This window comes from Microbacterium sp. zg-Y1090, from assembly GCF_030246945.1.
GTDB classification, from domain to species: Bacteria; Actinomycetota; Actinomycetes; order Actinomycetales; family Microbacteriaceae; genus Microbacterium; species Microbacterium wangruii.
In genome coordinates, this window is record NZ_CP126742.1 from 993,884 (window position 1) to 1,013,167 (window position 19,284).

The 19,284-nt window shown below is 66.4% G+C and carries 9 protein-coding genes and 1 tRNA gene; 2 read left to right on the forward strand and 8 right to left on the reverse strand.

Annotated features, from left to right (window positions below; translation table 11 throughout):
- Positions 1-11: 11 nt before the first annotated feature.
- On the forward strand, positions 12-3,521 hold the full coding sequence (locus tag QNO26_RS04660; protein ID WP_257525748.1) for an error-prone DNA polymerase: 3,510 nt from the start codon (positions 12-14) through the stop codon (positions 3,519-3,521).
- 90 nt (positions 3,522-3,611) lie between these two features.
- On the opposite strand, the gene QNO26_RS04665 is transcribed toward QNO26_RS04660, so the two are convergent.
- Positions 3,612-3,893, reverse strand: a complete 282-nt coding sequence (locus QNO26_RS04665) for an iron-sulfur cluster biosynthesis family protein (RefSeq protein ID WP_257525747.1) — start codon at positions 3,891-3,893, stop codon at positions 3,612-3,614.
- Between the two features lie 170 nt (positions 3,894-4,063).
- Here QNO26_RS04665 and QNO26_RS04670 point away from each other — a divergent pair.
- Positions 4,064-4,135: transfer RNA gene (locus QNO26_RS04670), tRNA-Arg, on the forward strand.
- Between the two features lie 95 nt (positions 4,136-4,230).
- Here QNO26_RS04670 and QNO26_RS04675 read toward each other — a convergent pair.
- The 7 genes from QNO26_RS04675 to drmD are packed head-to-tail and all read right to left on the reverse strand — an operon-like array spanning position 4,231 to position 19,260.
- Positions 4,231-5,121, reverse strand: a complete 891-nt coding sequence (locus tag QNO26_RS04675) for an HNH endonuclease (RefSeq protein ID WP_257525746.1) — start codon at positions 5,119-5,121, stop codon at positions 4,231-4,233.
- Positions 5,108-5,536, reverse strand: a complete 429-nt coding sequence (locus QNO26_RS04680) for a very short patch repair endonuclease (protein WP_257525745.1) — start codon at positions 5,534-5,536, stop codon at positions 5,108-5,110. Before QNO26_RS04680 ends, QNO26_RS04675 begins: the two co-directional genes overlap by 14 nt.
- Positions 5,537-5,543: 7 nt before the next feature.
- On the reverse strand, positions 5,544-6,248 hold the full coding sequence (drmC, locus tag QNO26_RS04685; RefSeq protein WP_257525744.1) for a DISARM system phospholipase D-like protein DrmC: 705 nt from the start codon (positions 6,246-6,248) through the stop codon (positions 5,544-5,546).
- On the reverse strand, positions 6,248-8,329 hold the full coding sequence (locus QNO26_RS04690; RefSeq protein ID WP_257525743.1) for a DrmB family protein: 2,082 nt from the start codon (positions 8,327-8,329) through the stop codon (positions 6,248-6,250). Before QNO26_RS04690 ends, drmC begins: the two co-directional genes overlap by 1 nt.
- Complete coding sequence (gene drmA, locus QNO26_RS04695) at positions 8,326-12,075, reverse strand: DISARM system helicase DrmA (protein WP_257525742.1); 3,750 nt, start codon at positions 12,073-12,075, stop codon at positions 8,326-8,328. The genes QNO26_RS04690 and drmA overlap by 4 nt, the downstream gene beginning before the upstream one ends.
- On the reverse strand, positions 12,075-16,070 hold the full coding sequence (locus tag QNO26_RS04700; RefSeq protein WP_257525741.1) for an Eco57I restriction-modification methylase domain-containing protein: 3,996 nt from the start codon (positions 16,068-16,070) through the stop codon (positions 12,075-12,077). Before QNO26_RS04700 ends, drmA begins: the two co-directional genes overlap by 1 nt.
- Positions 16,060-19,260: a DISARM system SNF2-like helicase DrmD gene (drmD, locus tag QNO26_RS04705; protein WP_257525740.1), complete on the reverse strand. Its 3,201-nt coding sequence runs from the start codon at positions 19,258-19,260 to the stop codon at positions 16,060-16,062. Before drmD ends, QNO26_RS04700 begins: the two co-directional genes overlap by 11 nt.
- Positions 19,261-19,284: the final 24 nt, after the last annotated feature.

Here is a 19,284-nt window from a genome sequence, read left to right on the forward strand (position 1 = left end):
GGCCCCCGCTGATGGGCTTCAACAACCCCTCGGTGTCGTGGTCCGAGATGGAGCGGCTGCTCAGCGGCCGCAAGCCCGCCGGCGCCGACGGCGGCGACAGCCCCGCCTGGTCCCGCAAGCGCGGCGCCTACACGCCGCCGCCCATCGCCCGCCCCGACGACGTCGTGCCGTACGCCGAGCTGCACGTGCACACGTCGTTCTCGTTCCTCGACGGCGCCTCCTCCCCGGAGGAACTCGTCGAAGAGGCCGAGCGCCTGGGCCTTCACGCCCTCGCCGTCACCGACCACGACGGCTTCTACGGCATCGTGCGCTTCGCCGAGGCCGCCGAGGCCCGCAGCGTCAAGACCGTCTTCGGTGCCGAGCTGTCCCTCGGCCTCCCCGGCCCGCAGAACGGCGAACCCGACCCGCACGGCCGGCACCTGCTCGTGCTCGCCCGCGGCGAGGAGGGCTACCACCGCCTCGCCGCCGCCCTCACCCACGCGCAGCTGGCGGGCGGGCAGAAGGGCCGCCCCGTCTACGACCTGCATGACCTCGCCGCCCGCGCCGACGGCCACTGGGCGGTGCTGACCGGATGCCGCAAGGGCGCCGTCCGCGCCGCGCTCGCCGCCGAGGGTGCCGCCGGTGCCGCCCGCGAACTCGACCTTCTGATCGACGTCTTCGGCCCCGACGTGGTCAACGTCGAGCTGATCGACCACGGCAGCCCGCTCGACTCCCGCGACAACGACGTGCTGGCATCCCTCGCCGCCGACCGCGGACTCCCGGTGCTCGCCAGCAACAACGTGCACTACGCCGCCCCCGAGCGGGCCGACCTCGCCGCCGCCGTCGCCGCGGTGCGCGCCAACCGCAGCCTCGACGAGCTCGACGGATGGCTCCCTCCTAACGCCGGCGCGCACCTGCGCTCGGGCCGCGAGATGGCGCAGCGCTTCGCCCGGTACCCCGGCGCCGTCGCTCGCACCGTCGAGCTCGCCGACGAGCTGGCCTTTCCGCTGCGGCGCGCGAAGCCCGCGCTGCCGAAACTCCCCGTGCCCGAGGGGCACACCACCATGTCGTGGCTGCGGCACCTCGTCTGGCAGGCGGTGCCCCGCAAGTACCCCGACGCGACCGACGCCGCCCGCGCCCGCATCGAGAAGGAACTCGGGGTCATCGAGCAGAAGGACTTTCCCGGGTACTTCCTCATCGTCCACGGCATCGTGCAAGAGGCGCGCCGCCGCGGCATCCTGTGTCAGGGCCGGGGCTCCGCCGCCAACAGCGCCGTCTGCTATCTGCTGGACATCACCGCCGTCGACTCCATCGCCTACGACCTGCCGTTCGAGCGGTTCCTCTCGGCCCTGCGCGATGAGGAGCCCGACATCGACGTCGACTTCGACAGTGATCGCCGCGAGGAGATCATCCAGTGGGTCTATGCGACCTACGGGCGCGAGCGCGCGGCGCAGGTGGCCAACGTCATCCAGTACCGGCCGAAGAACGCCGTGCGCGACATGGCGAAGGCGCTCGGGCACTCGCCGGGGCAACAGGATGCCTGGTCGAAGCAGGTGGAGCACTGGGGGCCGCTCCCCGAAGCCGATGCCGCCGCCGAGATGCACGACATCCCCGAGCGGGTGCTGCAGTACGCGACCGAGCTGCTGAAGGCCCCGCGACACCTCGGCATCCACTCCGGCGGCATGGTGCTGACCGACCGGCCCGTGGGTGAAGTGGTGCCGATCGAGCACGCGCGCATGGAGAACCGCACGGTCATCCAGTGGGACAAGGACGACGCGGCGTGGATGGGGCTGGTGAAGTTCGACCTGCTGGGGCTCGGCATCCTCGCCGCGCTGCAGTACAGCTTCGATCTCATCGCGGATGCCACGGGGGAGCGGTGGGAGCTGTCGACCCTGCCCAAAGAGGAGCAGGGCGTCTACGACATGCTGTGCCGGGCCGATTCGATCGGGGTGTTCCAGGTGGAATCCCGCGCGCAGATGGGCCTGCTGCCCCGCCTGCAGCCGCGCAGGTTCTACGACCTCGTGATCGAGATCGCGCTGATCAGGCCGGGGCCCATCCAGGGCGGGGCGGTGCACCCGTACGTGCGGCGCAAGCTCGGGCACGAGCCCGTGACCTACCCGCACCCCAAGCTCAAGCCGGTGCTGGAGCGGACCCTCGGCATTCCCGTCTTCCAGGAGCAGCTCATGCAGATGGGCATGGCCGTCGGCGGGCTGAGCGGGGCGGATGCCGACGTCCTCCGCCGCGCGATGGGCTCCAAGCGCGGCATCGAGCGGATCGATTCGCTGAAGAAGAAGCTGTACGCCGGCATGGCCGAGAACGGCATCACCGGGGACCTCGCCGATGACATCTACGCGAAGATCCAGGCGTTCGCGAACTTCGGGTTCGCCGAGAGCCATTCGCTGTCGTTCGCGCTGCTGGTGTACGCCAGCTCGTGGCTGAAGCTGCACTACCCGGCGGCGTTCCTCGCCGGGCTGCTGCGCGCGCAGCCGATGGGGTTCTACTCGCCGGCGACCCTCACCGCCGATGCCCGTCGCCACGGCGTCGAGGTCCTGCGCCCCGACCTGCACCGCTCCGGCGTCGAGGCCGTGTTGGAGCCCGCCGACCGGTCGCCGAGCGAGCGAAGCGAGACGAAACGCCCCGCCTTCCGGTCGTTGAGCGAGGAGCGTAGCTCCGAGACGAAACGTCCCGCCTTCCGGTCGTTGAGCGAGGAGCGCAGCGACGAGACGAAACGCCCCCCAACAGGGCGGGATGCCTGCACCCACCGCAAGCAACCCCCCGTCCCCGAGTTCGACCCCACCGCCCCCGACGAATCCGCCGCGCACCGCCGCGACGGCGCATTCGCGGTGCGACTGGGCCTCGCGGCCGTCAAAGGCATCGGCCAACCGCTCGCCCAGCGCATCGTCGCAGAGCGCGAGGCGTCGGGGGAGTACCGCGACCTGCGCGACCTGGTGCGGCGCACCGGGGCAACCGCCGCCCAGCTCGAGGCCCTCGCCACCGCCGGAGTGTTCGGCTGCTTCGGTCTCAGTCGCCGCGAGGCGATCTGGCTCGCGGGCTCCGCGGCGCAGGACCGCGCCGAATTCCTCCCCGGCACCCTCGTGGCGGTGCAGCCGCCGCTGTTCTCCGACCCCACGAGCTACGAGGTGCTCGCCGCGGACCTGTGGGCAACCGGCATCTCCACCGATGACCATCCGCTGGCCCACTACCGGGCGAAGCTCGATGCCCGCGGAGTGCTCACCTCGGGGGAGCTGCGCACGCACGAGACCGGCCGCCGGGTGGAGGTGGCGGGCCTGGTGACGCACCGGCAGCGGCCGGCGACGGCATCCGGGGTGACGTTCCTCAACCTCGAGGACGAGCACGGGATGGTGAACATCGTCTGCTCGATAGGGGTCTGGAACCGCTATCGCCGGGTGCTGCGCGACTCTCCCGCGCTCATCGCGCGCGGGCTGCTGGAGCGCTCGCCGGAGGGTGTGACGAACCTGGTCGCGGATGCCTTCGAGGACCTCCGGGTGGGGGTGATGCACCGGTCGCGGGACTTCCGGTGACCCGGCGCCGGCGCGGGCCGTGGCTCCCGCCCGGCACGACGAAGGCCCCGGGTCGCAACCCGGGGCCTTCGTCGTGTCTCGTGGTGCGCGTCAGGCGCGCACGCCGAGGGCGAAGCTCAGTGAGCCGTCGTCGCCGATCTGGGCGTCGAGCACGCGGTCGTCCAGCGGCAGCGCAGCTGCCTGTTCGACGAAGACGCGGGCGCCGTCGGATTCGATGACGGCATCCTCGGGCTCGGGCGACGACACGAGCGCGAGCTCGAAGCCGGCCTCGGCCTGGTCCGCACCGCGGATGCGCAGTCCGCCCTCTTCCGTCGGGATCTGCGACGTGAGCGTCTTGACGGCACTGGTGGCGTTCTCGGTGAGTGTGAGCATGATGCTCCCTTCCGTGGATTGCGGCGAGACGGCCACGATTCCGAGAACCGGCCGCGGACGCAACCCACGACGCACCTTCGAGCGGGACTCTCACCGGATACGGAGGTTCGGCGCTGGCGAGCGCTGCTGGCCCGGGGCGTCGGCTGGTCGCGGCTAGAATCGATCAGCCAGCCTCTGTAGCTCAATGGAAGAGCAGTTGCGTCCTAAGCAAACGGTTGGGGGTTCGAGTCCCTCCAGGGGCACTCTGTGATGAGTCGCGACATAGGAGACATCTGAGTCGCGTCTGGTGGAGGCGGAGGCCGAGGCAGGTATTCACTCGCCCGAGGCTCGCAGCGCGTCACCGACCACTGAACTGGGCGAATCGCTCCGCAAGCAGATCGCGCGCTGGCCACGCCTTTCGGTTAGAAGGTGCGCGAATCGTGCGACCGTGCATGTCTTGCAGGCCGTGGCGGAGCATTGGCCCGTCGACCTCGTCGAGGAGGCGGCGATCAATGCGTACCTCATAGTCGGCCGTGATGCCGAGGAGGAAGCGGTCGTACGCCGCGTGGTGCATCTTGCACATCGCGAGCCCGTTTGTCACGTGGGGGACGCCATGTGACTCGGTATCCCCGATGATATGTGCAGCATCGAGGAGCTCGGGGTGTTTGAGATCACAGACTGTGCAGGCATTCTCGTATGCGCGGAGAACGCGTGCTCGAAACAACGGCTGGTGCAGACGAGTTCGTACAACCGATTCTGCGTATCGACGCTGGTCGCTTGAGTACTGAAGCGGATCGCCGAGGAACCCGAGCCCTTGATCGAGCGGGAAGCGCACTTTCCGCTCCACGACGTCGTTCTCTGCGATCACGATGGGGTAGTAGGGGAAGTAGTATCCCTCGCGAACCGCGCGAAAGTACACCATGGGCGAGCGAAGCTCGAAGGCCCGGATAAGTTTCAGATTGTCGCCCGCTTCTTCGTCGCGGTACGAGTACTCGATCCAGCCGTTTTCGTCCTCGAAGTCGCGGTACCTGTTCTTTTTCCAACCGGACATGATCGACAACGTCGACCGGAATGTCGCGGGGTTTCGAATACCTCGTCCGGTGTCGAGGAGTGGGATCCGTTCGCCGCGGAATGAATAGTTCAGGAGTTCCGCACGGCTGATTTCATACCCACCCCCGCCGATGAAGGCGGCGTCCAACCAACGGAAGACGTCGTTCCGGATGGCGAGCTCCTCTTCAGCGCTTCTCATCGGTGCCTTTCCGCGCGAGCAGTTCTACTGTGTCTGCGATCTCCCGCGCAGACTCATGTTCCCAGAATCTCGCGACGATCCATCCGGCCGCCGACAACCGTCGATCAGTGTCCCGGTCACGTGCGACGTTCGCCGCGAGCTTCGGGCCCCAATAGTCAGCATTCCGTCTAGGTGCTGTCCCGTGAATAGGGCAGCCGTGCCAGAAGCAGCCATCGATGAATACCGCGATACGTGCGCGGGTGAAGACGACGTCTGCGCGCCGTCGCAGGCCTGGGACGGGTGCGAAATCGACGCGATACCGCAGACCGCGCGACTGCAGCTCCCGGCGCGCGGCGATCTCCGTCGACGTGTCGCGACGCTTGTTCGCGAGCATCGACTTTCTCGTGCCCTCAGATGAGGCCCAGGAATCGGCCATCAGCCCCTCAACCCAGATCGGTGATAGCTCCGTGCTCCCAGAGCTTGGCGAATCGCTGTCTCATGCCCGACGCGAACGCAACGTCGTGGACGACGACACCCGCCTCGAGATTCCGTTCAGCGCCCGCGGTTGAGAGGTTCGCGCTGGTGACGAATGCGCTGCGCGAGTCCACGATCAGGACCTTCGAGTGTTGCAGAGCATATTGCCCGTCGGGTGCCCTGTACGTCCAGAACCGTGCACCGGTCAGTTTGGTGCGAAGCATCGATGCAGTCTGGCCGTTATTGACAGTCGAGTCGACGAGGAGGGTGGTGCGAACTCCGCGCGCGACCGCCTTCCACAACGCCTTCACGAACTCCGAGTCCGGTGTGGCTGAATACGTCGAAGCGAAGACGTCCTCTTTGGCGCCGTCGATCAGGTGTGCGATCGCCGACGTCGTGTGGTCGCCATCGCCATCGAAGGTGGGGCCGCTCCAGACCGCCCGTATGTCCCTCGCGCTCGTCTGGGCGGCGACCGCGAAGCCGCGCAGGACGGCGGCGAGCGCCGCGCCACCAACCACCTTGTACGCAGCCTCAAGCGGTGCAGCCGCCGCGGAACTGGGTGGCACCTTTTCGAGCGCCCTCGACAGCCGGCCGTCGATATCCAAGCTCGACGCGACTCTCAGTGCCATCGCAGGCGACAGTGTGGAAGCGAGCGCGACGAACGGGTCAGCCATCAGCCGAAGCTCGCCGAGATGCCCGCCAGCAGCGGCTTCACATCGAGCGATCCGGCGTGGAGATCGAGAACGAACCGCCGATCGAGGAAACGATTCGCGCGCTCGCACGACGTCTCCGACAGGAAGGCGCAGAAGTGGCACGCGGCACCGTGGAGGAAATCTTCCTGATTCTTCGGTACGCGGTGAGCGCAGATCGGATCGGATGAGCACCGCTGCGCACGATGCAGAGCCTCTTGCAACACCGGTTCGAGACGGTCGGTGCGAGCCAGATCCACGAGACCGCCGAGCGTACCCTCGCTGTCGGGCGACGTCGTCGTGATGAGAATGCCGGCAGCAGGATCTCGACCCTCCGATGCCCGCCACGCGTAGATGCGCTCCGATAGCGACGCCGACCCGTATCCGCTCGACATCGCCATCTCGCGGATCAAAAGGTGCGACAGGGTGTGAAGCGCCCAGTAGCGCGGCGGTGGCATCCGATCGTCGGCGCTGACGGCGGCAGCTGTGGTGCTCTGGCGGCGGGCGAGATTCCGCTCGTGCGCCGCGCAATGCGCGGCCCACACGGCGCTTTCGAGGACGCCCGCCTCCCACGTCTCGACGACGGCTTCTTTGAAACGGAGGAAGACGCCCTCGCCGCGGTCCTCGGTGGCGGGTACCCACTTCGGCTTACCGGAGAGCGAGATGGGCGCGATACGCGTTGCGTCGTCGCCAACGCGGTCGAGCGCGTCGATCCGGGTGAATCCGATGAAGGCATTCGCCTTCCGGATGCGGTCGACCGCCACCACGTCGCTGATCGTGGTGTCCAGCGTCGCCGCAACAGGAACCGGGTGCACCTTGAACCCGTTGCGCCGATCCTCCGCGAGAAACTCCGTCGGATGGGTCAGCGTCTCCCATTCGGGTGCGAGCAAGTAGTTCGGGTCGTATCCGATCGGGCCGGCTGCAGCCGCCGCGAGTGGCGGAAGGTCCCCTCGTGCGATCTGGATTGCCGTCCAGAGTTCCTCATCCGAGATCCCGGCGAAGCGCTCGGTGATGTTTTCGGGAGCGAAGGTGCGCCAGCCCGCCACCGCAGCGAGCGAGGTCATCTTCGCCACCTGAGCGGGCGGTATACCGAGAACCTCGGTGACCGTATCGGCGGGCTGCGGCACCTTGCGTGAGGGGAGAACAAGCACGCTAATCGTGGCGGGGAACCACTGGTTCGCAGCCCCGAGCAGCATGAGCCGAACTTCGCCCTGGCAAGGTTCGTCCGCGGATGCGTACGACGGAAGATGCGGATGCCGCCCGCGGCAGTTCGGGAGGGAGTCCTCGCCTCCCGCACGGGTCAGCTCAGCGATATTGCGGGAGGAGCCGCACACGACGCACTTGATTGATACCTGCGGACCGAGGTTCGAGCGCCACTCGAGCATGCGCATCTTCGGCTGTGCGACGCATTCGGTGCGGTGGCCGTCGGCACCGTGCACCCAGTCGACATATGGGAACTCGTCGAGGTGCCCGTTGGTGCATGCGATGAGATAGCGTGCGGGCACCGCAGCGCGGGGCCGCGCCTTCCCCCCGAAACGACCCTTGCAGGCCTTGTGAACGAAACGAGCCAGATCGGGTCGATGCTTGCGCGTGTTCTCGAACTCGAAGGTGCTCGCAGCCGACACCGGAGCGAGAAGGTCGCACCCCGTGCACCGTAGCCACTGCGGGAAGATGCGGGTAGGGATGCCGATCGGGGTCGTGTTACCGCCGAGGTCGTCCGGCAGCCACGGCGGTTGGCGGAGCTCCCCGACCTGCTGGCCCAGCTGGCGGCGCACCGCCTCGATGAGGCGAGGGACCAGCACGAGAGGAGGATCGCCACCCATCCTCGCGTACGCCTTGTCCCAGGCGTCGATGCCTTGCGGCATCACCGCGATCTGCGGCAGATCGACCGTTGCGCCGATGCCCGAGGTGTAGAGCATGCCGTTCGGCCGGATCGAGCCGATGCGGGCGCGATTCTTCGGTTCTCCCGAGCCTGCGTAGGGGTCCGCGACGTCGCCGGGGACCTCTACGACTGTCTGCTCATCGCCGGCGGTCGCCCGCTCCGTGGTCACGCGCTCTTCGGTCACTTGGCATCCTTCTTCGCCTTGACGGTAAAGGTCCACTTCGGCGTCGTCGCAGTGACGGGCTCAGCGAGCTTGCCGGGGAAGGGCGAAACGAGGAGGTCGATCTCGGGCTGCACCTCGCGCATCGAGTTCGCGACCTGGAAAAGCCGGTCGCCCTCCTCGCCGATCGAGTCCTCCGGGCTGATCAGCAGCGGTTCCACGATTTGGTTCGGGAGGGACTTTCTCGAATAGGTGAGCGCTCCGGAAGTCGCGGTTGCACGATCCGTCCACTTGTCGAGCCTCAACACGATCTTGCTCTTCATGCTTGACGCCGCCCCGGCGTCGGCGGCGAGGTCGACACGCGCAACCAGCTTGTCTACGAGAGCGTCAATGGTCGCGCGACGGATAGCGATCCGGCCCGCTCCGGCGTTGGACTCCGCCGAGAGAGACTCGGCGGGCGTCACTGTGGCATCGATCACGCGCGCCGCCGAGACGATGAGCCCGGTCAGCCCGCGTTCGAGCGCTGCCTCCGAGAACGGGGTGACGGAGAGCGCCTCGACATTCGCGTAGAAGGTGTCGTGATAGTGCTCGAATTGCTCGTAATGAGCCATGTCGCGCGGCCGGGCGCGGTTCGCGAGCGTCACCACGAGCCCGGGTTTCGCCCCCTCGCGTCCGACGCGGGAGGACGCCTGGATGTACTCCGCTGTGTTCTTCGGCTGTCCCACGATCATCATGAGCCCGAGACGAGGGACGTCGACACCGACCTGGAGCATCGACGTGGCAAGGACGACGTCGTACGGCAGTTCCCGCGGGGCGAGTTCCTCGCCGGCCTTCCGCTTGGCCGCGATAACCGCCCGCCCTGTCGTCGTGTCAATGTCGGGGTCGAAGGGCGAAGCAAGGTGAGTCAGAGTCTTCCCGATCTCGGAGGACGAGATGCGGGATGTCAGTTCGCCGAGCTTGAGAGGCGTGCGCCTTCTGGGGTAACCCGTCGACTTATCCGGGCTGCTCACGCGCGTCGTCACATCGTCCTCGAGGTACCGGCGCATGCCGGCAAGCTCCCGTGTGGCGGAGAAGTAGTCCACGAGCGTCAGATAGGGCTCTGCAGCAGCGCCGTGCTCGTCGAAGAGCTTCTGACCAGCGAGCAGGAGGATCTCGCTGAGGCGGATCTCGGCGAGCGTCAGACGTGCGCCGTGGAGGCAGACGCCGAGGTACCGGCGACCGGGAGCCTCTTTCGGAGGGTTCTCTCCATCGGCCCGGGCAGCACTCAAGTCCGCCGTTCCGGGTAGCGGCACCTCCTTCGAGAAGAAGGTGTCGCTCACGCTCAGTACTTGCGGTGGGAAGACCTCGACGTCGCGGGCATACAGCCGCTGAACCTGCTCGGCAGCTTTTCGAACGGTCGCGGTCGACGCGATCACGAGCGGCTTCACCGGCTTCGCGGTCCCCGAAGCTCCGAGCTCCCAGCTCGAGAGGACGTCGATCGCCCCCTCGAAAAGACCCACGGCGGTGCCGAGAGCCCCGGTGATGAGGTGGAGCTCGTCCTGGATGATCAGGTCCGGCGGGCGCAGTCGGCCGACTGCCGTGACCTGGGTGGAGGGGTAGGCGCGTCCGTTCGCGGTCTTCGCGTTGTGGGTGTCGGCACCGCAGACGCTGGCGTCGGTGTCCAGGTGCTTGTAGCCGTGTCGCGGACACTTCTTGGCCACATAGCCGAACAGGCTGGCGGCTTCACCTTCGCGGGCTAGACGAGCGAACTTGTCGACGGTCGCCAGGAGGAAGGTGGGCGGATGCCGGTAGATCTCGTCGTCGACGGTGAGCACGGGAAGCCCGACCTCCGCGGACCCGCCGGCCGCGAAAGGGCATCGAGCCCGACGGTCGCCGCAGTAGATGCGGATGCGCTTTTCAACATCGTCGGCTTCGACGTTCGACTTCGGGTTGATCGCCGTCCCGCACCAGGGGCAATGGTCGAACTGGAGCACCGTCAGCCCGTACGCGGAGTTGCCGTCTCTCTCGCGCACGTCTTTCACCTGCTCGGCCGCTTCGGAGTAGCGCTTCGGGCTGACGCTCGATCCGACCCAGAGTCCGATGGTGAAGGGAGCTGAGCCCCAGCTCGCCGGGTCTTCTCGGCGGACGACCTCGGCGGCGCACATGAGAGTTGTCGCGCGCAGAAATTGCTGCGACGTGAGCAAGCGCAGCGTGTATCGCATGAGCACAGCGACGCCGTCGCCACCGTCAAGTAGTCCTTCGGGCGTCTCGACCTTGCCCTGCAGACGGCGGATACCGAATGTGAACGCGGCGAGGCCGAGGTAGGCCTCCGTTTTGCCGCCACCGGTCGGGAAGAACAGCAGCTCGGCGCGCGCGTAGTCCGTCGACCGGCGCACGTGGGTGGGGTCGACCACCGACGGTAGCTGCATGAGGATGAACGCGAGCTGGAACGCGCGCCACGATGCCGCTTCCTCGCCACGCGCATCGACGCGGGCGACAGCGTCGGCGATCGACATTTCCCTCTGCTCGATACGAACCGCCGCGACCTGCGACCGCAACCGCTGATCCCGCATCGTGCGGTTCATGAACCAGAAGGCGCGCTGCGCCTGCTTATTGGAGACGAGGAGCTCAAGCCCTGCGCGCAGCCGCTCAAGCGCTGCAGCGCCGTCTTCAAGTCCGATGCGGCCTTGTTCCTGCAGCCACTCCGGAAGCGCGGCGTTCTTTGCTGCGCACTTTTGCAGCCACGCCGAGTACCCATCGAGGAGAGGGTTCAGACCTGCTTCGAGCTCCTCGGGGGACGCGGCCATGAGTGCGCTCATGCTGAGCACAGCACCCGTGACCGTTGGAGCCTGCGTTTGCGGCACCTCCGCCGTCGGTAGCCACGTCGTCCTGACCGCTGTCGCCCGACGAGGGTCGGCTGGCGAGACATCCCATTCCACAGAGGCTGTGCGGCCGACGGCGAATTCGAGGCGATCGCGGTAGAGAAGATCGAGACGGCGCACTTCCGGGTCTCGGGAGCCACGATCGGCGACCATCGCGTCACGTGCGGGCAGGAAGATGCCGTTGCCACTCGGTGTCGTGACCTCAAGCTCGGCTTGGAACATCCAGAGTTTGGGAGGCAACTCCCGCCCTGTGACCGCTGTATTGAGAAGAGCAGCCTCGACGACGCACCGTCCCTCGACGTCGAACACCTCGACACTGATCTCGACGTCGCCGGGCAGCGAGGCGCGCGTTGAGCTGCCGTTCGCGATCGCTGAGATGTCGATATCGGCGATTTCTTCGAAGGGCGTGCGGTCGTAGTAGGTCTGGATTTTGCCCTGCTCATCAGCCTCGCGCCTCGCTGAGTACTTCCCCCAGCGTGCGGTGAAGCGGAGTACAGGCGTGTCCGCCGGCACCTGGAACCGGAGCCCCATCGACGACGGGGCGATGATCTTCGATTCCGGGCCGCGGTCCTCGTCGCGTTCGCTCGGCGAAGCTTCGGTGATCGACGCCTCCTCGTCGGCTGGCACACCCTGTACGTCGTGGGCGCCGCTGAGATCGCCGACGGCGAGGGACTCATCTGCGCGAACATCGGCGAGTGAGGCCCCGTTTGCGTCGGTTGGCGATGCCACCGCATCCGGGGCGCCGTCGAGGAGCGAGATCGGCGCGAGTGCGCCGGCGAGGTAGCGAGCGCGGGGCGTGCCCACGATCGTTTCGTCAGGCCCGTCCCACGGGCCGACGAGGTCACGGGCGATCAGGTCGACGAGTTCATCGCGGACCTGTGCCGCGGAGGTAGGGGATTCGCCGGTCACTAGAACATCGCTCCTTCGGGAACGCATGATTGGTCAAAGTTGTCGCCGCGGTCGGGCGCGGGGGTGCGAGACTTGTCCGCCTGAAGCTCCCCCCTTCGGTTGTTCTCTGCAAGCAGCAGATCGAGGATCTTCACCCGAGAATCGGGATCCACTGTCCATCGCTCAACTTGCCGGTAGCTGTAGAATCCGTGGTTAAGCTGAATACTGTCCCAGCCGAACGCTCGGACTACAGCTGAGTTGATTCGCGCATGGATCGAGCGAAGGTGATCGATGTCGGCATCGCCTCGAACCAAAGGCGAGTTGACTCTCTTGTAGAGCGCCGTCAACCCCAGACCGCGGCTTCGCATAATATCCGCACGATCGCCGTCCAATAGCATGCCGAGTTCGGCCATCTCATCCGTTGGTTCAGGGCGAGGTAGCGTCTCGAATACGTCTGAAGTCGTGTATCTCGCTGCCGCATCGAGACTTGAGCCCCACCGCATTGCCCAGAGCTGATGTATCGACGAACTCAGTAAACAAAGTGATGCGAAATCGTCAAGAAGGAAGACGCCGAGGGAGTTACTGAATACCAATTTCGAATCGAATCGAAGCGGCATCAGAGTGTCGCTTGTGAGGACGATCGCGATCACGGCGTCCAGCTCCTGTAGCCCTGCGGACAACCCGGGAGCGCGTTCAGCGTACTGCCACCACCTCTCCCGATACTGCCTCTTCTTGACTCTGTCTCGCGCAGGCTTCACTAGTTCTCGGACTCGCCTGAGCGCGGCAGGAAATTGTTCTGCCTCGGAGAGTGTCAAATTACCGAAATCAATCACCGTGCTACTTGGCCCCGGTGAGGCGCGTCCGTTTACGTCTACTCCGGTCAAAAATGGCCGAACGACCCGCGCAGAGGATGGATCTTCCTCCAGAAGCTGCTCGCGTTCCGCGTCGCTCATAACGAATCCCTTGCCTGACAGGATCACGCCCATGAAGCTCAGTCCTTTATTCTCGGACAGCACAGTAGGCGGCTTGATATAGGCCGTCGCCGGCTCGAGTGCTGGCGAGATGAGCGATACCCGCTGCCCGTCGCAGACTGAACGGCCACCGGCTTGAGGGCGAGCTGTCAGCCAGATCAGGGAAACGTGCACACTTGCGGTTGTCGGCCATTTATAGCGCTTGACGGTTCGGTGCACCCGCCATGTGGTGAGCAAAAGGGGGTCGAGCGCTACTCGGCGCCCGTCGCCCTCCGATAACGACTCGGAGGCGATCATCCCTACGGTCGCGTCCTGATTGGCGAGTGTCACCAACCGGAGTACGAAGTACGCGACGAGGTCTGCCTCGCCCTTGCGTTCGTTGGCGATTGAGTTGACCAAGAACTCCCGAAAGTTCGAACCCGAAGCGCCAGAGATCTTCTTTCCCCCGAGGAACGGGGGGTTGCCGATGATGGCGTCGAAGCCGCCGCGGGTGTGGATGACGTCCGGAGCCTCGAGTATCCAGTGCAGGGGCTTCCACCGCGCCTCGCCCGTATCAGCGGCCGGTGTGAGGCCCGCATCGATGATGGCATCGAGCTCGGTTCGGTCCGGCTCGGCATCTCCGTCGACGGGGTAGGCGGCGCGGAGGGCGTCGGCGAGGTCGTCGTAGCGGTCGTCGAGCTTCTTGCCGCGCTTGCCACCTTCGAGGAGGCCAGCCGCGATTATGCCCTCGGCGACGTCGCGTAGCTTCGCGGTGACCTGGTCGGCTTGGACCAGGAGTGCGTGTTTCGCTTTCGTGGAGCGCATGCGGTCGGCGTCGTCGACCTGCCCAGAGGAGAGCTCGCGGCGGATACGGGCGGCGTCGTCAAGATCCTTATCGACGTCGAACCAGAGCAGCTGCTCCCGCCCGCGGCGGCGCTCGGGATAGATGTGCTGGGCCTTCAACTGCTCCTCGGTGGTGACGCCGAGCAGCGAGTTGCCGTGGAAGACGCGGTCGTCCACGAAGGAGAACGGCTTGCCCGGGTCCATCGAGATGAGCCAGAGGGAGAGCTTGCACATCTCGACAGCCATGCCGTTGATGTCGGCGCCGTAGAGACAGCGTGCGACGACTTCGCGCACCGCCCACCGTTTCAGATCCGGCTCGCCACTCACGTCAAGCCCTTCTTCGGCGCGTGCCTCGATGAGCCGGTCGGCGAGGTAGTGGGCTGCGGCGACGAGGAACGCGCCCGAGCCGGCGGCGATGTCTGCGACCTTCAGGTCGAGGATCTCCGCCGAGGACTTCAGCTTCCACTCGCTGCGATTCTCGGTATCGAGAGGTCCGGGATTATAGACGAGCGGCTCCAGCGCGTGGAGGACCACTTCCTCTGCGAGGGAGCGGGGGGTGTAGTGGGTCCCAGTGTTCGCCCTCTGCGGGGATTCCGTCATCACAAGCCCGTCAGCCGGAACGACGTAAGGCATCCCGCGCAGGTCATTGCGGATGAGGCCGTAGAAGGGATGCAGCCGGGTTAAAACGTCGTCGTTGCCGAGGAGCGCATATCGAAGTCGCGTGCGAGCAGCGGCGGCGGGCTCAGGGGCATCGGCTCCGTACGCCTTCGCAATCTGCTTCGCGGTGCGGGGCCTGGACTGTTTCTGAGTCGTCTCCAGATGCTTTACGAGCCGTTCCGCGAAATCCGCCGGCGAAGAGGCGGCAGCAGCGACGTCTTCCAGCTCGTCAAGGGCGATCTCGGGCTCGAACCCCGCCGTACCCTGGAGGCCGACCGTGACGTCGGAGACGTAGGTAGCCGAGTAACCGAGCAAACCTTCGTAGACGTAGCCGATTTGCTCGACGTCGAGCTCGCGGAAAGAGAGCCGCAGCGCGCCGTCTTCGATCGTCTGCACGGCGCGGAGGACGGCTAGCATCGCCCGGTCGGTCAGTCGCACCCGCAGCCGGCCCTGACCGTCGGTGGCATGCAGCCATGGGAAACGAGCGGGATCGAACAGGGAGCCACCGTAGGCGGGCATCCGCATGTCCTGGAAGGAGGCCCCTCCGAACACCGCATTGCTCGCTGCGAGCAAACGGTGCCATGCCTCCCACGAGTGGTCGAGTGCCTCTTCCGAAGTCGCAGTCGCGTCCTGCTGGAGGTGCTCGCGGACTCGCGCGATCGCGTACGAGGAACGGTAGAGGTCATGATCGGGAAGCAGCCCGCGTTCCTCCGCGAAGAGGAGGAAGACGATGCGCATGAGCACCGTGACCGCGGCTGCGTAGACAGCTTTCGGGTCCTCCGGCAGCGGGGAGGGCTCGCCCTGCGCGAGTGCACGAAGGTGTGTGTCTGACATCGATTGGAGGACGAGCTCGACGGCGCGGCGAACCTGGTCGCCGAGCGCCTCGGTGATCTCCTCCGCGCTCGCGATGCTCTTGTCGAAGAGCAGCGGAAGCCGCTTCATCTCGTCTCCACCCGCGATCGACGTATAGCTAGCCAGAGCGAAGAACGCATCGCGGCTAGGACGTTCCTCACGCCACAACAACGCATCCCACACGCCGCTGGCCGTCGTGACGTCCTTCGCCGCTGATACCAGCGCCCACCATCGGCCGTCGGTGACGATGCCGGTCGTGACGCCGGTCTCCCGCAGCAGCACCGCCATTCGGTCGATAGCGTTCGCCGACCACCCATCGCTGCCCACCGAACGCAGATCATCGGTGCGGTCCACAACGGTGACGAGGGCGGACGGGACACTCGAGCCGGTCAGCGCGGCCCATGGTGTCACCGTGACAGCGCCATTAGGGGACTGCGCGGAGAGGCCTTCGGGCGACAGCTGCAGGTCGTCGGACCAATCGAGCAGGCGGCGCAACACGACCGCCACCCACCGGTCACGCGCCGTGTCGTAAACGTCCGCCGGCGCGGTCCACGCTGCGGACCATCGGACGAACTCTTCGGCGAAGACGTCTGCTGTCTCGTCCGCTGCGGGGCGGGGTAGCCCCGAGGGGTAGAACGACTTCAACGCCGCTTTCGACAGGAAGGGACCGTCGTGGTCGATCAGCGACAACCACTCCCACACATCAACGGGCACCGGCGGACTCCAGCTTCTCGGCGTCTTCGGGGGTCAGAGCGAACACGAGCGCGGCAACGAAGGTGTGCGCTTGCACGTCGCGGTAACGGCGTTCGACGGCGTCGCGTTCCGTGTGCAGCTCGTCATCGAGGTGAGAGAGGCGCGTCCGGATGCGAGTCCGGTCACGGTCGTGCTGCTGCTTCTCCTCGGGCAGCTGGAAGAGCATCTCCTCGCCGGATCTGCGTGCCTCCTCGGCCGCGGCGAGGGTGCTCTCCAGTGTGCTGCGGAACCGGGCGAAGATCTCCTCGACGGTGGCGAGCTCCGCATCACGTCGTTCCAGCAGGTCGGATTCGACAGCGCCTCGGAGGCGTTCCGCGCGGCGCTGGACGGCGGCGTTGACGCGGCTTCGGATGCCGTCGACCGTATCCGAGTCGGTACTCCAGTCGGAGGCCAGCTTCGCAAGTACCTGCTCGCTCGGGCGGGTGAGACGCGTGCCATCCAGCGCGGACGCCAGCAGGTCCTCGGCTTTCTCCATGCCGAGTTCCTGGCGACGCGAGAGGCGTGTGCCGGCGAGGAAGACCTCTTCGTGCAAGCGCGTGCCGCCCTCGCCGACGAGCACGAGGCGGGCGACCCCCGCCGCGAAGGACTGATCCAGCCCGTCGACGATGACTGCGCTCACGCCCCGGACGTGATCGGTGCGTGTCCACACCTGGCCCCGTAATTCGCGAGCTGCGCGCTGGATGAGGGGGTGGCCGAGATGCGCGTACACAACGTCGGTCCGGTGCCGTGCGCGCTGCTCGTCGAATGTAATCGGGCGCTGCACATCTGGGGCGAGGCGCGTGTTGAGGCCCGCAAGCGCGGAAACCCACGTTCGGGACACCCCGGGTGGGACTTGGAAGAGGCGCGCTTCCTCACGGGGATCGTCGACCTCGATGAGGCGGGGCTGGCCCGAGATTCGCAGTCCCTCTTCGAGAACACGAAGAAGGTTGCCCTCGTGCAGGTGCATGCGATCGCGGGAGCCTTCGAGGCGCTCGGCGAGGCGGGTCAGGTTGGCGCCGAGAGTGTGCTCCGCCTGCAGCACGCGATTGATCACCTGGCCACCGGCATCCGTCTGGCTCTTTCGCGCCGGGGCGTCTCCGAAGCCGAGTTCGCGCTGCAGGTCGGGCGCGATGATCTCATTGGCTGAGATACCGTCGTGTTCCGAGTTCGTGATCTTGCTCGCGAGCCGAGCGAGCAAGTCGTTGTCCTTCGCGTAGTCCGACGTGTTCTGTTTGTCGGCGCGAGGGTGCCAGACGAGGGGAGTCTCGTTCTGTCCGTAACGGTCGATGCGGCCGATCCGCTGCTCGAGACGGTTCGGATTGAACGGGATGTCGAAGCTGACCAGACGATGACAGTAGGTCTGCAGGTCGATGCCTTCGCCGGCCGCATCCGTTGCCAGCAGGATCCGAATCGGTTCGTCACGAGGAGGCGCGTTGAATCGGGCGCGGATCTCCTCGCGCGTCTCGGCGTCGGTCGATCCGTCGATGATCGCTAGCCGCTCGCCGCCGAGCCCTCGCGATTCGAGCACGTCACGCAGCCATTCCAGGGTGGTGACGTACTCCGTGAAGATGACGATGCGTTCCTCGCCCCAGCCGTGCCCTTGAACGATCAACTCGCCCTCGATGAGCCGCAGCAGGGCTTCCAGCTTCGAATCGGGACGGCCGTCATAGCGGCGCCCCCAAGCGATCAGGTCGCGGAGGTCCGAGACGTCCTCATCGCCGAGCGGCACCTGGGCACGCTTGGCGGTTCGAAGTGCTTCGAGCTCGGGCTGCTCGGCGCGACCTTCCTCCTCGTCGGATGCCTCGTCGCCCAGAATGTCGTCGTAGTCGGGAAGCTGCACGTCCTCGTCGCCACGCGCCTCCAGATATGTCTCAGCGGTCCCAGCGAAGGCGACCGGCGAGGAGAAGAACCGCTTCTTGAGGATCACCGTGGCGAGGTCGGACGCACGCTTTCCCCGACCCTGCTGCACAGCGGCGTTGCGACGACGCGTGAAGGCGATGAGCTTTTCGTATGCCTCGGCCTCGTCGCCCGAGGGGTCAAACCACAGTGGGCGTACCTCGCGAAGGCGGAATCCCTCATCCGGCAGGTCCCGCTTCAGGCGGCGCACCGCGACTTGTCGCAGAGCCTTCTCGTCGAGATCCGCGCCGCGCGCGAACCGCTGCGGGTCGATCATCTCCAGGAGTGCCGTGAAAGATTCGGTGTAGCCGTTATGCGGCGTGGCGCTGAGGAAGAGTCTGTGCTCGCAGAGCTCTGCGAGGCGTCGCACCGCGATCGTCCGCTGGCTGTCGACTGCATAGCGGGCCTTGTCTGCATTGGCGCGGCTCGGAGTAGCCGGGGCGACGTGGTGCGCCTCGTCGACGATGAGAATGTCGAAGGCACGGCGCTCGGCCGTGCGTTTGTCCTTGACGCTGGCATACACCTCTTCGAGCATTCGCTCCGCGCGGGGCGAGGGCAGCCACGACATCGAGACGATTACGCGCGGATAGACCCGGAAAGGATTGGCGTGCACACCGAAGCTCCGGCGGAACGTTTTCATCGTCTCGGTGTTGACGATCTCGAAGTCCAGGCCGAACTTGTCGCGCAGCTCTTCCTTCCACTTGATCACCAGTCCGGCGGGGCAGACCACGATCACCGAGCGGGCGCGGTGACGCAGCAGAAGCTCCTGGATGACGAGACCGGCCTCGATCGTCTTTCCAAGACCGACGTCGTCTGCAAGGAGCATGTTGGCGCGGGGAGAGTCGATCGCGCGGCGAAGCGGTTCGAGCTGGTACGCCTCAACGGATGCGCTGCTTCGGAACGGCGCCTGCAGCGTCTTGGGGTCGGCGCTGGTGAGCGCACCCCAGCGGAGCGCATCGACGTAGGCGGCGAATGTCGTAGGGTCGTCGAACTGGTCGGGACGCAGGGTTGTAGGCAACCCCTGTTCGTGGATGACGCCCCGGCCTGGCTCGAGTTCCCAGATGACGGTGAGCTCGCGGCCGTAGAAATCCTCCTCGACGGACTGCATCGTGACAGCGTGCTGCAGCTCGGCACGGCCGTCGTCCGCGCTGCTGCGCGGCAGCGACTGCGCGGTCACGTCGGTGACCGACCAGCGAGCGCCGCGCACGTTCACCAGGCTGCCGATCTCCGGCACCTCGGTTGTACGGGTCCTGGTCTCGATCAATCGCGACGACATTTCGCGCCCCCTAGTTTCCCCATG

Excerpts from the sequence above, each read along its gene's own strand:
- QNO26_RS04660 (WP_257525748.1), top strand. The coding sequence starts at position 12 with ATGGGCTTCAACAACCCCTCGGTGTCGTGGTCCGAGATGGAGCGGCTG.
- drmC (WP_257525744.1), bottom strand. The coding sequence starts at position 6,248 with ATGGCTGACCCGTTCGTCGCGCTCGCTTCCACACTGTCGCCTGCGATG.
- QNO26_RS04680 (WP_257525745.1), bottom strand. The coding sequence starts at position 5,536 with ATGGCCGATTCCTGGGCCTCATCTGAGGGCACGAGAAAGTCGATGCTC.
- drmD (WP_257525740.1), bottom strand. The coding sequence starts at position 19,260 with ATGTCGTCGCGATTGATCGAGACCAGGACCCGTACAACCGAGGTGCCG.
- QNO26_RS04665 (WP_257525747.1), bottom strand. The coding sequence starts at position 3,893 with ATGCTCACACTCACCGAGAACGCCACCAGTGCCGTCAAGACGCTCACG.
- QNO26_RS04675 (WP_257525746.1), bottom strand. The coding sequence starts at position 5,121 with ATGAGAAGCGCTGAAGAGGAGCTCGCCATCCGGAACGACGTCTTCCGT.